Raw genomic sequence first — 14846 nt, forward strand, 5'->3', positions numbered from 1 at the left:
CACGTGACAACATCACGATTATTATCGCTGGAGCATTGGAAAGGCTGGCTGTGGGCCATGATCCGATTCGTTCTGATTACCGGGCTTTCCTTCGTTATCCTGTTTCCCATATTTCAGAAGGTTTCCACATCCATCAAAGCTAAAGGTGATCTGTATTCGGCAGTGGTGGTGTGGATTCCACAGAACTTCTCCATCGACAATTTCAAAGAGGCGATACGCGTAATGGATTACTGGGCAACGCTGTTTAATACGTTTGCCCTGTCTGCAACGACTACACTGCTGACTACAGCATCCTGTGCACTTGCAGGATACGGATTCGCCAGACTGAAATTCAGGGGAAGCAACTGGCTGTTTGCTGGTGTAATTCTGACGATTCTTGTACCGCCAACGACTATTCTCATTCCGGTATACCTGAATCTGAAAAGCTTTGATCTGATGGGGCTTATGACGCTTATAGCCGGCAAACCTGTTAATTTGCTTAATACCTATTGGCCGTTTATTCTGACGGCGATTACGGCCAATTCACTTAAAGCCGGTTTGTACATCTTTATCTTCCGGCAATTCTTCAGAGGTATTCCGAAGGAAGTGGAGGAGGCGGCCTATGTGGATGGCGCGGGCATCGGACGAACATTTTCAAGAATCATGCTGCCCAATGCCATTCCGTCCATGGTAACAGTCATGCTGTTTTCCTTCGTATGGCAGTGGAACGACAGCTTTTATACGACGACTTATCTGACTTCAAGTAAAGTCATGTCGACTCAGTTATCGTCCCTTCCGTATAATCTGGCCCAGCAGGTTACTGACGGTGCAGCTTCCCAGGCCGATCCGTTCTATTTGAGCATGATCCAGGATACAGGAATTCTTCTTGCCATTCTGCCTTTGATCATCATCTATTTGTTTGTGCAACGATATTTCGTAGAGAGTGTAGAGCGTACGGGAATCGTCGGTTAAGTTAAGTTCTTCTGTACGTTTGGAGTGGGATCAGACTGGGAAGAGGAAGGAGGAACTTCATGCAACATTCCATCTGTGAAGAGGGGGCATGTAACGATCTCATGAACGTCTGCTCACAGCAGAACCGCGATCCTTCCCTGCGCAGGATCCCCCTGCTGGTGTGGAACGGGCTGCGGGAGCGGGCGCCGACCTGAGCGATCTGTTTAATCAGAGATACTCTGACGGAGCATATTCGCATTATTGCAAGGCAATATATCAGATCAGGAGGAATTAAAGTGAAGAAGTTCATGACATCTTGTAAACTTGTACTCATTCTGGCTTTATTGATCACAATTGCTCCATGGGGAGGCAGCCGTGCCGAAGCATGGGTGGGCATGCCGATGGGCAAGCTGCACGTAAACGGCAAAAACCTGGTGAACAGCAACAACCAGCCTGTGCTACTGAACGGTTGGCATCAACCCTCAGGTGCCTACTGGACATATCAGGACAGCAATTATTACCTCAATCTGCACGGCAATAACCGTCATGCAGCTACACTGGCTTATCTGAAAGACATTACCGATACTTTTGCTGACACCAGCGCGAAATACGGAAGCAATCATGGCTGGAATATGAATCAGGTACGTCTGTTCATCGATCGTCAGGACATGGGAGATGTGGCTGCTGGTACATATAACTTTGCCGGTGTGCAGACCGTTACGCAAAATGTAATTATTCCGTACATTCAATATGCCAAAACAAAAGGTGTCTATGTTGTCCTGGGACTGGACTTCACATTGAAGGATGATCAGGCGACAACACCTGCCAACCTGCAAAAATTCAACGAAATCTGGGGTTATCTCGCTTCACGCCCGGAGATCAAAAGTGCTGATAACGTTCACTTCGAACTGGTCAACGAACCGGTGAAATCCTATGCTAATGGACATTGGGGCGGATACAACGGGGAAAATGACTTTGTGGATCACTGGAATGACCTGCGTAATTTCCAAAATTCCATGATTTCAACAATTCGCAGCAAAGGTGCGGACAACGTCATCTGGGCGGCAGGTCTGGGATACAACCAATTTTACAGCTTGACGGCAAGCCATCCATTGACTGATCCGCTCAATAACTATGGATATGCGGTTCACTGGTACCCTGGTTATGGCGCATATGACAACTTCTCTATCCTGCAAGACCAGTGGAATACCAACGTGAAGGCAGCCGCTGACAAATATCCGATTAATATTACCGAGGTAACCTGGTTCAAAAACAAACCTGGCGATTCGGCCTATTGGAACTTGTTTAATGGCAGCAATGAAGGTTTTGGCACCAATACCAAAACGATTTTCAACGCATCAGGCAATGTCAGCATTGCAGCTCATATGAACGGATTCATTCTAAGTGAAGGACCACGAAGCTCCTTTGCCGACCCAACGGCTGGACTGAAATGGGATGGAGATGCTTCACGGAGTGCCATGGGACGATTCCTGTTTAACTGGTACCATGAACGTGCTCAGACTTACCCGGGCAGTGGAACAGGTGGACCAACAACAGGTCTTGTATCCGGTGCAACATATAAAATTGTAGCCCGGCATTCCAACAAGGTTGTTGATGTCCCTGGTGGTCAAAACGAAAACAATCTTCAGCTCCAGCAGTGGAGCGATCTGGGCGGTAACCCTCAGAAGTGGGTTCTGACTTCGATCGGAAACGGCAACTATACACTGACAAGTGTGAACTCGCCGGACAAAGTCATCGACATTCGCAACGGTACCCTCACCAATGGGGAAGCGGTTCAACTCATGAGCAATCTGAACACAACCGCTCAGCATTTTAAGGTCAACGATCTTGGTAACGGGTACTGGAGTATCATTAACGTGAACAGCAATAAAGCGATTGAAGTGGCGAATGCTTCCACTTCGGATGGAGCCAAGCTGCAGCAGAACACCTACACAGGTGCTACAAACCAACAATGGAAATTTGTTGCCGTTAGCAACTAATAGCACAACGTTAAACAAAAACCTCCCCAAGTCATTCCATGTCTTGGGGAGGTTTTTTGCGTTTATTTTTGATACTCTGTGATGGGTGTCATGCGAAGGTAAAATACAACTATATTTGTGCGCTAACCCGCAGACCGACAATTATTTTCATGCAAGCATTGTACGCTACAGTACGTAAATGTACCATAAGGAAGAAGTTGTACCTTCACCAGGAAGAAATGCCCGGTGTATCATTGAACAGCTACCTTATCACAGAGAGATGTAAGCGCTTGATAAAAAGAGGGAGGGTACATATGCAGCTCCTATGGTCCAAATTTTCACCCGTGTTCCGTCGATTCCTCATTTCGTATCTTGTCATTCTGATGATTCCTCAAATTGCGGGATATGCCTCTTACCGAGCTTCTATTGAAGCGGCCCGTTCCAGCTCCATTGAAAACAGCTTGAAGTCGCTGAGTCTCGGGAAAGAGATCATTGAGCGTAACCTTCTTCAAGTTGAAGCTTTTACCAGACAGCTTGCCGTCAATCCCGATTTGCAAAATTTAATTGCTGGCCCAAAGCCGCATGATCTCTACAATGTCTACGGTATGAACCGCATGCAGCGGAGCCTCTCCATGTACAGCAGTACCAATGATTACTTGTCCCATTTCTTCATTCACATTCCGAACTACAATGCCATCATCACACCAAGAACTGTGTATTATCGTCCAGAGCATTATTATGCTGCCAATCAGCTGGACGGTATGTCGTTTGAACAATGGCATGACCAAATTCTCAAACAACCACACTTTAATGAAATCATACCGCTTCGAAACTATAAACGTGAAATACTCGGCACTGTGCTTGCAGATGTTCCCGCCATTACGTTTCTGCAATCTCTGCCTTTGAACAGCTTCAACAAACCGCAAGCAACGATTGGTGTCATGATTGATCAGGATCAGATGGCCAGCCTTACTCAAAATATTGTGGATCAATATGGCGGCTGGACTCTCGTCACTGATGCGGAAGGACAGATCATTTTCTCCCATGGCATTGAACAAGCCGAAGCCGAGCAAATGGCACAGAGTCGAAAGAGAGAAGGTAACGCTGTGGAAACGGAGCTGAACGTGCAGAATGTACGGCCTGGAAGTGATGGTCGGCTGCTGATATCGATGCAGTCCAGTCAAAATGGATGGAATTACATGGCAGGGATTCCGGAGAAAGCACTCATGACAAAAGCGGACCAAATCAAACAAGTCACGCTGGTCTTTACTCTGGCAACCATTGCCTTGGGACTGTTATTCGGGCTGGTTCTGGCCTATCTTAATAGTGCACCCGTTTACAGATTGTTGGCCTCTTTTCGGGAACAAATCACCGATTCCCCAGGCAGACGGGGCAATGAATATGATTTTTTGGCAAGCCATATTAACAATCTGATTGCTAATAATGACTCACTTAAAAACGCCATGAATGAGCAGATTCCGTTATTGAGAGACGGTTTTATCAAACGTTTGTTAACGGGAGAAGTCTATACCTCACTTGAGTTGGAGGTTATCTCATCCCAGGCGCACATTTCTCTTCATAGCAGCAAGGGCTTGACAGGCTTAGTGAAGGTAAACGGATATGCCAATCCGGACAGTGAAGAAACGATCCATGAACTGGGTGTCGCAAGGCTGCTCATCAAACAGGTACTTACAGAGTGGAATGCGCAGCTGCTGATCACGGATTGGGGAACAGACCAGATCGCTTTTGCCTGTCCATTGGATGAGAACTCACTGAATGAAGCTATAGGGAGATGTGAAAAAGAGCTGAACACCTTGATGGAAGTGATCTACCGGGAGCATCGGATATCCACAACAATTGGCACAGGCGCAGCTTACGAGGTCTGGAATGATGCAGGGCGTTCCTTTGACGAAGCCAAACAAGCTCTGGATTATGCCATTCATATGGGAACAGATCATCTGGTGAGATTTGAAGATACGATGAAGGAAAATGAAATGTTCTATTATCCGATTGAGTCTGAACAGCGCCTGCTGAACACAATCAAAGTCGGGGAGCCTGAAGAGGCGGTACGTATTCTGGAGCAATTGTTTCTTCGTAATTTAGAGGAGCGGGAACTGTCCTACGAGATGACACAGCAGTTCATCATGGAGCTGAAGGGGACTTTTCTGAAGCTGGACGAACCAAAATTCAAGCTGGATGCCTCCCTGCTGGAGGAATATAAATCTCGGGTGACATCCATTCAGTTGACAGAAACGATTACTTCGCTGCGTGCAAAGTTCAAACGGTTAACGGAAGACATCTGCGGTGATTTCCAGAGAAGAAGAGCAGGAGCACATGCGGATACTGTAAACGAAATGATTTGTTTTATCCAACAACATTATGGGGATGCAAACTTGACGATCTATCGGATTGCCGAGCACATGAGCAAGTCCGAGAAGTTTATTTCCCAACTGTTCAAAGAACACAAGGGAGAGAATCTTTCCGATTATGTAGAACGGGTACGCATTGATGCTGCCTCGAACTTGTTACACTCCACTGCTCAGACCATTGACGAGATAGCGGAGGCCACCGGGTATAACAGTGCACATTCATTCCGCCGAGCTTTCAAGCGAGTACGCGGCATTTCTCCGAGTGTATTTCGGAAAATGGACGTTCATAGCGGTTAATGTAGGCTGTTTCTCGGGAACTATATTCGCTTTTTGTACTTTCTCAGCGTAACTGTACCTTTACGCATCCCCAGCGCAATCTTATGATTACCCAAAAAGTAAGCGCTACCAAATTGAGCTGAAGTTCAGCACGATTGGGAGCCAAGAATGGTGGGGATGATTCTGAGAACCGCAATGACCAGTGAATCAAAGTCCGTGGAGAAACCAAGTAAAGCGTTTGCCTTGAAGCAAGCATTATCCAGAAGCTGGAGGCGACATTGGCAGCTGTATCTGCTGATCCTGCCACCGATTGCTTACTTTATTATTTTCAAGTATGTACCCATGGTGAATGCGGTCCTGGCATTTAAAGATTACAACGTCATCAAGGGGATCTGGGGCAGTCCGTGGGCCGGAACCAAGTATTTCGAATTACTTTTCAAAAATCCGGCGTTTGTCATGCTGATCAAGAACACGCTCTACATTTCGTTTTACAGCCTGATCGTTGGTTTCCCGATTCCTATATTACTGGCGCTGGCGCTGAACGAAATCAAAAACATACGATTCAAAAAAACAGTACAAATGGTGACGTATGCTCCATATTTCATCTCTACCGTTGTTATGGTCTCCATCATTATGCTCTTTCTGTCTCCTAGGCTGGGTATTGTCAACACGATTGCAGGTGCCCTTGGTTTCGAAGCGGTGAATTTTCTCGGTGAGCCTGGACTGTTTCGATCCATATACGTATTCTCCGATGTGTGGCAGGGAATGGGGTACTCCGCTGTGATATATCTGGCTGCTCTGGCAGGTGTTGATCCATCCCTGTATGAAGCCGCCAAAGTGGACGGAGCCAACCGAATACAGAAAATCATCAATGTTGATCTGCCTGGACTACTTCCGGCAGCAGTCATCATTCTGATCCTGAGTGTAGGGAATATCATGGCTGTTGGGTTCGAAAAAATATATTTGCTGCAAAATCCGCTCAACCTGTCTGCTTCGGAGATCATCTCCACGTATGTCTATAAAATAGGATTGCTGAATGCCAATTACAGCTTCGCTACTGCGGTTGGCCTGTTCAACTCGGTGATTAACCTGATTCTGCTATTAATCGTAAACGCGGTCGCCAAGCGACTGTCCAATACAAGCTTATGGTAACGGGAGCGAAAGGAGGAGAACCAACTCATGCCTAACACACAGACAAATGCAGGTCGTTCGCGGATCAAGAGCAGTAGTACGATTCGTGAATCCTGGGGAGACCGCGTGTTTATAACGGTTGTTTACTTCATGTTGACAGTGGTGCTGATTGCCGTGCTGTATCCCTTGATATATATTGTGAGTTCTTCGCTCAGTAGCCCAGCTGCCGTCTCTTCGGGAAAAGTCTGGTTGTGGCCCATTGACCTGACGTTTGACGGTTACAAGTCTGTATTGCGGAATGATCAAGTCCTTACCGGGTATGCCAATTCCCTTTTCTATACAGCCTGCGGCACCTTCATCAGCGTGGCACTGACCATTATGATTGCTTATCCATTATCCAAAAAAACGTTTGTTGGTCGCAGCTCGTTAATGATGTTTATTACCTTCACCATGTTGTTCTCAGGCGGTTTGATCCCTACCTATCTGGTGGTCAAAACCATGGGACTGATTGATACCCGCTGGGCGTTGCTGATTCCCAATGCCGTCTGGGTATGGCAAGTCATCATTGCCCGTACCTTTTTTCAGAATTCGATACCGGAAGAATTGTCCGAAGCAGCAGACATCGATGGCTGCAGTGACATCCGGTTTATCTTCAGTATTATCCTGCCACTCGCCAAACCGATTATCGCCGTGTTGTCACTTATGTACGCTGTTGGTCAGTGGAATGCATACTTTGACGCCCTCATTTACCTGAAATCACAGTCGCTCTATCCGCTACAGCTGATATTGCGCAGCATTCTTATTCTGAACAGCAGTACGGGGAGCATGGATGCATCGGAAATGATCAAACAGCAGCAAATGGCTGAACTCATGAAGTACTCGTTAATTGTGATGGCCAGCTTGCCGGTGCTAATCATCTATCCTTTTGTTCAACGGTATTTCGTGCAAGGTATGTTGATTGGCTCAGTCAAAGGATAAGTTCATTTTTTCTATTATTCATGAGGGAGAGGATTGTATTGAAAAAAGCGGAATTCATCATTCTTGCCTGTATGCTGTTTACCTCGTTGGTACTTGCCGGATGTTCAAGTTCTGATAAGGGGAACGGGGAAGGCAGCGATCCATCAGGCAAGACAGCCATTAATGTGTTTGCCCACCAGGGTTCGGATACCAACCTGTCCAATAATAAATTCACGAAGAAAATGGAAGAGAAGTTTGATATTCAGTTCAACTGGACTACGGTTCCATTCGACGGTGCAGCGGAGAAAAGACAGATTTCACTGGCTTCCGGTGATTATCCGGACTTGTATCTGCTCATCCCTTGGGTAGATCGTTTCTCCCAGACAGACTTGTTGAAGTTTGGTCAGCAGGGGGTTATTTTGCCGCTGAATGATCTGATTGAGGAGCATGCTCCCAATATTAAAAAAGTGCTTGAAAGCAATGACTATTATCGGGCCATGAACACCGCTCCAGACGGAAATATCTACGGTCTGACGGGGCTGAATGAATGTTTCCACTGTTCATACCCAAACAAGATGTGGGTCAACACCAAATGGATGGAACAACTGGGCCTGACCGAACCCACGACGACAGAAGAATTTAAGGAAATGCTTCGGGCATTTAAAACGAAAGACCCGAACGGGAACGGTAAAGCCGACGAAGTACCGCTAAGCGGTTCGACTGAAAATTTCGGTGTGCATATTATTCCGTACTTGATGAACGGTTTCATCTATGACGACGATCGGAATTATCTCATTGTCAATCAGGGGAAAGTGGAGACCGTAGTGAACAAACCGGAGTGGAAAGAAGGGCTTGCCTATATTAAATCCCTGTACGATGAAGGGTTGATTGATCCCGGGGCATTTACCCAAAACGTCGGGGCCTTCAAAAAAATTGGAGATAACGCTGATGCACAGCTTCTCGGTGCGGGAGCAGCGATGCATCCATCGTTATTCGTAACCACTGCCGAAGGTTCTCCTTACGGGAATGATTACAATCCCATCCCTCCATTGAAGGGACCCCATGCTGCTTATGCTACGTACAACTATCCGATTGATCCCGGAGCGTCTTTTGTACTGACAAACAAAGCCAGTGAGAAAACGCAGATCGCGGCCATAAAGCTGCTGGATTATCTCTATACCCAGGAAGGAACCATGGCATCATATCTGGGAGAAGAGGGCGTAAGTTGGCGCAAACCACAAGAAGGAGAAGTGGCGCTCAATGATCAGATTGAGCCGTTATATAAAGCCATTCCGCTTCCTTCTGGAGAAGAACCTCGTAATGACAGTTGGGCTGCATTGAGTCAGTACAATCATTATCAGGCATATCGGGACTCCGAAGTACAGGGGACAGACATCTATGCCAATGATGGTGGTGAGCGACGTCTCTATGAGGCGACATTGTTAATGGAGGGCAAGGAACCGAAAGAGATTTTCCCTCATTGGGCATTGTGGGTAGATCCGTCCCAAGCTGATGAAGCCAGCATGATGCAGACCAATCTCAAGGATTACATCGATCAGAACGCCCTGCAATTTATTACAGGCGCCAAAAGTCTGGATAAGGATTGGGATGAATATGTGAAAGGCCTGGAGGGACTGAACATTAATCGATATCTGGAGATTATGCAGTCTTCCTATGATACTTCTTCTGTTTCCAAATAATTAAAGTATCTGAATCATACAGAGCGGGAAAAGTTACTGCCTGTATTTTTACAACCAAACGTTCCCAGTTCGCAGTCAACATATGCGAGCCGGGAACGTTTTTTATTGATATAGATTAAATCGTAATATCATTGCATCCTTCTTAAAATTCAGTGATTGAACCTGTCCTGCAAGCCAAACGTTCACAGGACAGGTTCAACGGCTCGTGCACATTCCCTTAGTACATGCGATATCTTCCGCTTAGGGCCAGCATGCTGAAAAAATACAGGCAATTGTCGTAATAACGTCGCTCTCCCTGACGCAGAGGTGTGTTCCAGAACTTGCGAACGAATGTGTCAGCATGTGGACCGTCCGCAGCCAGTGAAGCCATGGCATTGGTAGCCAGCAAACCTACAGGATGCAGTGAAGGTTCGTCGAAAGGTTCCCCTTCTATTGTATAACGACGATAATCGGGCATTTCAATATCACTGAAGAAGGATTGAATCCGATTGGATTGTTCGATCTGCCAGTGATCCTTGCGGAACCATTCCCAGTCCAGCGCTATATTCGCAGCAACACGGTAGGCATCACTGTAAAAATGTCTGAAATCACCATGCGGCTGTATTGGAGCCGGAGAGCCGTCATAGTTCGCATATTCAGGTGATAGTCCCGTTACGGGATGGCAGGCTGTATGAAGGTAAGCGCGACTAGCGGCCGCCGCTTCTTTCCAGAAGCGCTGATCTTCTTCATCCGCATATTTCGCGAATAGCTCATAAAAATGAGGCAGATGGTAGGATGGGTCGCTAAACGGTGTTTCTGGTATGAATTTGATCAGTTTTGTTTCCGGGTCCCACATGGGATCGCCTTCGCCGTCTTCGCCCTGATGTATACATGCACGAAGGATCTTGCGGGCTTGTACCTTGTAATCATAAGGTTCAGCGCCATCGCCCCAGCGGTTGGAGGCAAAAAAAAGTGCCAGGGCAAAAAACTCCTCACCATCAGGAGCAGGACCTTGCGAGAGTCGGGTTCCGTCAGGCTTGCATTGCCAGGCAAAATAATCTTTATAACGACCCGCTTTATGCTGCATAAACGAGTGTGAGAAATTCCAGAGTCGATCAAATTCTTCCTTTTTGTCCATCTGAACAGCCATCATCATGCCATAGGACATGCCCTCGGAGCGAACATCGAGATTACCAGTGTCCAGCAAATAACCCTTGTCCTCACCCATGGGGTAATATATTCGAGTATTGTCATCGCCATAAAACAGCTCGTTCCATGTTTCTTCCAATCTGTTCGTGATCTCATTCTCATCGTAACCTAGCGTCAAAAACAGATTTGTATATGTACCCGTATCCCACGCGCCTTGACCCGTGATATTCATGAGTATCCTCCTTCATCAATGCGGTTTTTCAAAATTATAACATGGAAATAGTGTACAAATTAAAGCGTTTACATGAAAAATTATAGGTGTTCTGATCTGCATGTCATTGTACTCAAATTAAAATGATATATTAGTTAAAATCCTATACTTTGTCAGGTTGTTGTAAAATTATGTAAGCGCTACACTTTGGGAGAAGGATCACATCTGATCTAATAATAATACAAGCTGTGATCCTTTAAATGTTGTTTGAGGATGGTCAGAATCTAACCGGAAGGATGTGATGGTGATTTATGCGCCCGGATTCAGGAGATGCAGGTGAAAACACGGAATTCACTGCACCGCGCGATCCAGTTGGAGTGACAGCGTCGGCAGTCAAGCCCGCAATTGATTTTGAATCACATGGATATCGCGACATGATTGGCCGATCTCTTCTGAACAAAGGGAATAATGTCAGATTGAAACGAGCCATTGAGAAGGCAAAAAACGGCGAACCTGTCGTTATCGCTTATATTGGAGGCTCCATTACCCATGGTGCTGGTGCAGTACCTATTCATCTCCAAAGTTACGCTTATCGGTCGTATGAGTCGTTCAAGTTTATGTTTGCGCTTTCAAAAGATAGTCCGATTCATCTGATTAAAGCAGGTGTAGGTGGAACTCCTTCAGAACTGGGGATTGTACGTTATGATCGTGATGTGCTGAGGGGAGGTGCCGTTCAGCCGGATATTGTCATAATCGAATTCGCAGTCAATGACGCAGATGATGAAACCCAAGGTAAATGTTACGAGAGTCTGGTACTCAAAGCACTTACTGCCGATAACAAGCCAGCGGTCATCTTGTTATTCAGTGTATTCGAAAATGACTGGAATCTACAGGATCGTCTCGCTCCGGTAGGCTGGCATTATGATCTGCCAATGGTAAGTGTGAAAGATGCTGTCGTAGATCAGTTCAATAAGACAAAAGGTGAAGGCAACGTTATTTCCAAAAAGCAATTTTTCCATGATATATATCATCCAACTAACATAGGGCATCGAATTATGGCCGATTGTTTGGAATATTTGTTCGACGTGACGAATCGTTCTGAGTGGGATGAGAAAGATCATGATATTGAAAAAGCTCCGCTAATTGGAAATGAATTTGTTAATGTGAAGCTGTTGGATCGGAAAAACGGCAATCATATTGCCCGAATTGATGCAGGCTCTTTTTGTAAAACAGACACGGATCTGCAGATGGCTGAGATGGATGCTCATGACTATGGTACACCTCAGTTCCCCAACAACTGGATGCGTACAGGAGAGGACAAAGAGGCTCAGAGCAGCTTTCGGATAAGTTTGCAGTGTAAAAGCCTCATTCTGATCTTCAAGGATTCTGGTAACGATGAATTCGGAACTGCACATATCAAGGTAGATGGGGTATTCGTCCAAAAAGTCGATCCGCGTCAAGTGAACTGGACCCATTGCCATGCCACACTTCTGCTTAACGAAGAGCATGTGGGGGAGCACTTCATCGAGATCGAAATGGCGGAAGGTCATGAACATAAATGCTTCACCATTCTGGGTTTTGGATATGTGGATTAACTGAAGACTGATAGTCACTCATATGTTCGGAGGAAAAGAGAATGGAATTGATCTCACCAGCAGTAACGGGATATGACCAGTATCGGGAGAATATACCACGTGGAGTCATGGAGACGGTAGAGTATCCTTCCACCACGGTTGGCAATTCCCGTAAAGCGATGGTGTACACCCCACCAGAATTTTCTTCGACAACGATGTATCCTGTACTGTTTCTTTTGCATGGTATTGGTGGAGACGAAACCGAATGGCATACTCACGGTTCTCCGCAAATTATTCTCGATAATCTGTACAACGATAACTTGCTTGAGCCGATGGTTATTGTTTTCCCCAACGGTCGCGCAATGTCGAATGACCGAGCCGAAGGAGACCTGTTTGAACCTGAGAAAATCAAAGCATTTAAACGGTTTGAATCCGATCTGCTCAACGATTTGATACCTTACATGGAGTCGAACTACCCTTTGCATAAAAGCCGGGATAAAAGGGCGATTGCTGGTTTATCCATGGGTGGAGGTCAATCCTTAAATATCGGATTAAGTAATCTAGACCATTTTGCATGGATCGGTGCTTTCTCCGCAGCCCCAAACACCAGAAGTCCGGAGCTACTTGTCCCTGATCTTTCGAAAGCGCCTTCATTACTCTCGCTGTTATGGATCTCTTGCGGTGAACAGGACAATCTTATAGAGATTAGTCTTGGGGTTCACCAATATTTGGCGCAACACGGAGTACCTCACATTTGGCATGAGGAAAGTGGAGGACATGATTGGCCCGTGTGGAAGAACGATCTGTATCTGTTTTCGCAACGTCTTTTTAAGTGAATTTGCTGAAAAACATTCATATCGGATTGTAGCATCAACCAAATCTATTAAAATATCAGGAGGTATCATCCATGTTCAAATTTGGCAAAAAATTAATGACCGTTGTTCTCGCAGCTTCCATGAGTTTTGGTGTCTTTGCAGCAACATCCAGCGCTGCAACAGATTATTGGCAAAATTGGACAGATGGTGGAGGAACGGTCAACGCTGTTAACGGATCAGGAGGGAATTATAGTGTAAACTGGCAGAATGTAGGCAACTTTGTTGTTGGGAAAGGGTGGACATCTGGTACGCCTAATCGAGTGGTCAATTACAATGCCGGCGTATTCTCTCCTTCAGGTAACGGCTATCTCACTTTCTATGGTTGGACTAGAAACGCTCTAATTGAATATTACGTGGTGGATAGCTGGGGAACGTATCGTCCGACCGGAACGTATAAGGGCTCTATGACTAGTGATGGCGGCACATATGACATCTATACAACGATGAGATACAATGCACCTTCCATTGATGGTACGCAGACTTTCCCTCAGTATTGGAGTGTTAGACAGTCCAAGAAACCAATCGGAGTCAATTCTACCATCACGTTCAGTAATCATGTGAATGCATGGGCGAGCAAAGGGATGTACTTAGGCAACAGCTGGTCCTATCAGGTGATGGCAACGGAAGGTTATCAAAGCAGCGGAAGCGCAAACGTGACGGTTTGGTAAAAATGATGTGATGCAGTTCAACTTCTGACCTGCATTTGAATTCAATTTTCCGGTAGCGTTGAGTAACGTTATTCTCCAGACTAACGACCTCGACGTTGCCGGATTTAAGCTTAGTAAAGGAGAATAATTGAATGAGGAAGCTGGTATGGTTAACTTTAATCGCTATAGTTGTTAGTCTAAGTGCTTGTTCAGCAAGTAATACCAAATTAAACGATGACTTGGTATTTGTCGAAGGGGGAGCCTTCAAGAGTAGTAAGCCAAGTCAGATTGATAGGAATGAAACGTTGGATTCCTTCTATATTGGCAAATACGAAGTAACTCAAAAAGAATGGATGGAGGTTATGGGGGAAAACCCTTCTGGCTTCAAGGGAGATGACCAGCCTGTTGAAATGGTCAGCTGGTATGACGCAGTGGAATACTGTAATCAAAAAAGTATAAAAGAAAACCTGAAACCTTATTACAATATAGATAAAGACAACCAGGACACGAATAATCACAATGAAAACGACACTATAAAATGGAATGTAACGATCAACGAGGACGCCAACGGTTACCGTTTACCCACAGAGGCAGAATGGGAATACGCTGCAAGCGGAGGTCAAAAGAGCTTACATTACACATACAGTGGAAGTAACAATCCTGATGAAGTTGCTTGGTACTGGGTAAATGCCGGCGAGAACATTCTGACGGGTGACTGGAGCTGGCCCGCTATTGAGAGCAATCGTAATCAAACCAAAAAAGTCGGAACTCAGAAGGCGAATGAGTTAGGAATCTATGATATGTCTGGGAATGTGAGAGAATGGTGCTGGGACTGGTACAGTGATTCGGAGAGTCCCAATCAATCCTGGCGAGTTGTAAAAGGCGGAGGCTGGATTGGCGGTGTCAATAACAATGAAATATCATTTCGAGGCAAATTTGATGCAAATGGTTTTGGTCCCGATCAAGGATTCCGTATTGTGCGTGGAGAATAAAAAATCTTTTTCCTGACAATAGATTACTTCTGAACCCGACCTATAATTTGTCGGGTGAAAACCTATAGTTTATCAGG

Annotated in this window: 12 protein-coding genes; 11 read left to right on the top strand and 1 reads right to left on the bottom strand. The window is 45.7% G+C overall.

The window, feature by feature from the left end; all coding sequences use genetic code 11:
* The first annotated feature begins 3 nt into the window (after window positions 1-3).
* The 7 genes from BS614_RS18650 to BS614_RS18675 all read left to right on the top strand — a co-directional run bounded on the left by BS614_RS18650 (window position 4) and on the right by BS614_RS18675 (window position 9342).
* Window positions 4-951 carry a carbohydrate ABC transporter permease gene (locus tag BS614_RS18650; RefSeq protein WP_036615897.1) on the top strand — a complete coding sequence of 316 codons (948 nt, stop codon included), beginning with the start codon at window positions 4-6 and terminating at the stop codon, window positions 949-951.
* Between the two features lie 59 nt (window positions 952-1010).
* Window positions 1011-1145: a hypothetical protein gene (locus BS614_RS32405; RefSeq protein ID WP_280523076.1), complete on the top strand. Its 135-nt coding sequence runs from the start codon at window positions 1011-1013 to the stop codon at window positions 1143-1145.
* Between the two features lie 81 nt (window positions 1146-1226).
* Entirely contained in the window at window positions 1227-2930 is a 1704-nt protein-coding gene (locus BS614_RS18655) for an RICIN domain-containing protein (RefSeq protein ID WP_074095071.1), read from the top strand.
* 293 nt (window positions 2931-3223) lie between these two features.
* The gene (locus tag BS614_RS18660) at window positions 3224-5575 is read left to right on the top strand and encodes a helix-turn-helix domain-containing protein (protein ID WP_074095072.1); all 2352 of its coding nucleotides are present in this window, start codon (window positions 3224-3226) and stop codon (window positions 5573-5575) included.
* A gap of 276 nt (window positions 5576-5851) precedes the next feature.
* Window positions 5852-6706: an ABC transporter permease gene (locus BS614_RS18665; RefSeq protein WP_036671100.1), complete on the top strand. Its 855-nt coding sequence runs from the start codon at window positions 5852-5854 to the stop codon at window positions 6704-6706.
* A 27-nt stretch (window positions 6707-6733) separates the two neighbouring features.
* A complete protein-coding gene (locus BS614_RS18670; protein WP_036615892.1) occupies window positions 6734-7663 on the top strand; it encodes a carbohydrate ABC transporter permease in 930 nt (309 codons plus the stop codon).
* Between the two features lie 71 nt (window positions 7664-7734).
* Window positions 7735-9342: an ABC transporter substrate-binding protein gene (locus BS614_RS18675; RefSeq protein WP_425320281.1), complete on the top strand. Its 1608-nt coding sequence runs from the start codon at window positions 7735-7737 to the stop codon at window positions 9340-9342.
* A 217-nt stretch (window positions 9343-9559) separates the two neighbouring features.
* On the opposite strand, the gene BS614_RS18680 is transcribed toward BS614_RS18675, so the two are convergent.
* A complete protein-coding gene (locus BS614_RS18680; RefSeq protein WP_074095074.1) occupies window positions 9560-10702 on the bottom strand; it encodes a family 8 glycosyl hydrolase in 1143 nt (380 codons plus the stop codon).
* 290 nt (window positions 10703-10992) lie between these two features.
* Between BS614_RS18680 and BS614_RS18685 the strand changes: the two genes are divergently transcribed.
* The 4 genes from BS614_RS18685 (at window position 10993) to BS614_RS18700 (ending at window position 14769) form a co-directional block, all read left to right on the top strand.
* Complete coding sequence (locus BS614_RS18685) at window positions 10993-12276, top strand: SGNH/GDSL hydrolase family protein (protein WP_074095075.1); 1284 nt, start codon at window positions 10993-10995, stop codon at window positions 12274-12276.
* A gap of 41 nt (window positions 12277-12317) precedes the next feature.
* On the top strand, window positions 12318-13091 hold the full coding sequence (locus BS614_RS18690; protein ID WP_074095076.1) for an alpha/beta hydrolase: 774 nt from the start codon (window positions 12318-12320) through the stop codon (window positions 13089-13091).
* A 71-nt stretch (window positions 13092-13162) separates the two neighbouring features.
* Window positions 13163-13798: a glycoside hydrolase family 11 protein gene (locus BS614_RS18695; RefSeq protein WP_074095077.1), complete on the top strand. Its 636-nt coding sequence runs from the start codon at window positions 13163-13165 to the stop codon at window positions 13796-13798.
* Between the two features lie 131 nt (window positions 13799-13929).
* Window positions 13930-14769, top strand: a complete 840-nt coding sequence (locus BS614_RS18700) for a formylglycine-generating enzyme family protein (protein WP_074095078.1) — start codon at window positions 13930-13932, stop codon at window positions 14767-14769.
* Window positions 14770-14846 lie beyond the last annotated feature (77 nt).

The organism is Paenibacillus xylanexedens, from assembly GCF_001908275.1.
Lineage (GTDB): Bacteria > Bacillota > Bacilli > Paenibacillales > Paenibacillaceae > Paenibacillus > Paenibacillus xylanexedens_A.

Bases quoted from the DNA above. Each gene is read 5' to 3' on its own strand.
- BS614_RS32405 (WP_280523076.1), top strand. From the start codon at position 1,011: ATGCAACATTCCATCTGTGAAGAGGGGGCATGTAACGATCTCATGAAC.
- BS614_RS18660 (WP_074095072.1), top strand. From the start codon at position 3,224: ATGCAGCTCCTATGGTCCAAATTTTCACCCGTGTTCCGTCGATTCCTC.
- BS614_RS18670 (WP_036615892.1), top strand. From the start codon at position 6,734: ATGCCTAACACACAGACAAATGCAGGTCGTTCGCGGATCAAGAGCAGT.
- BS614_RS18675 (WP_425320281.1), top strand. From the start codon at position 7,735: ATGCTGTTTACCTCGTTGGTACTTGCCGGATGTTCAAGTTCTGATAAG.
- BS614_RS18680 (WP_074095074.1), bottom strand. From the start codon at position 10,702: ATGAATATCACGGGTCAAGGCGCGTGGGATACGGGTACATATACAAAT.
- BS614_RS18685 (WP_074095075.1), top strand. From the start codon at position 10,993: ATGCGCCCGGATTCAGGAGATGCAGGTGAAAACACGGAATTCACTGCA.
- BS614_RS18690 (WP_074095076.1), top strand. From the start codon at position 12,318: ATGGAATTGATCTCACCAGCAGTAACGGGATATGACCAGTATCGGGAG.
- BS614_RS18695 (WP_074095077.1), top strand. From the start codon at position 13,163: ATGTTCAAATTTGGCAAAAAATTAATGACCGTTGTTCTCGCAGCTTCC.
- BS614_RS18700 (WP_074095078.1), top strand. From the start codon at position 13,930: ATGAGGAAGCTGGTATGGTTAACTTTAATCGCTATAGTTGTTAGTCTA.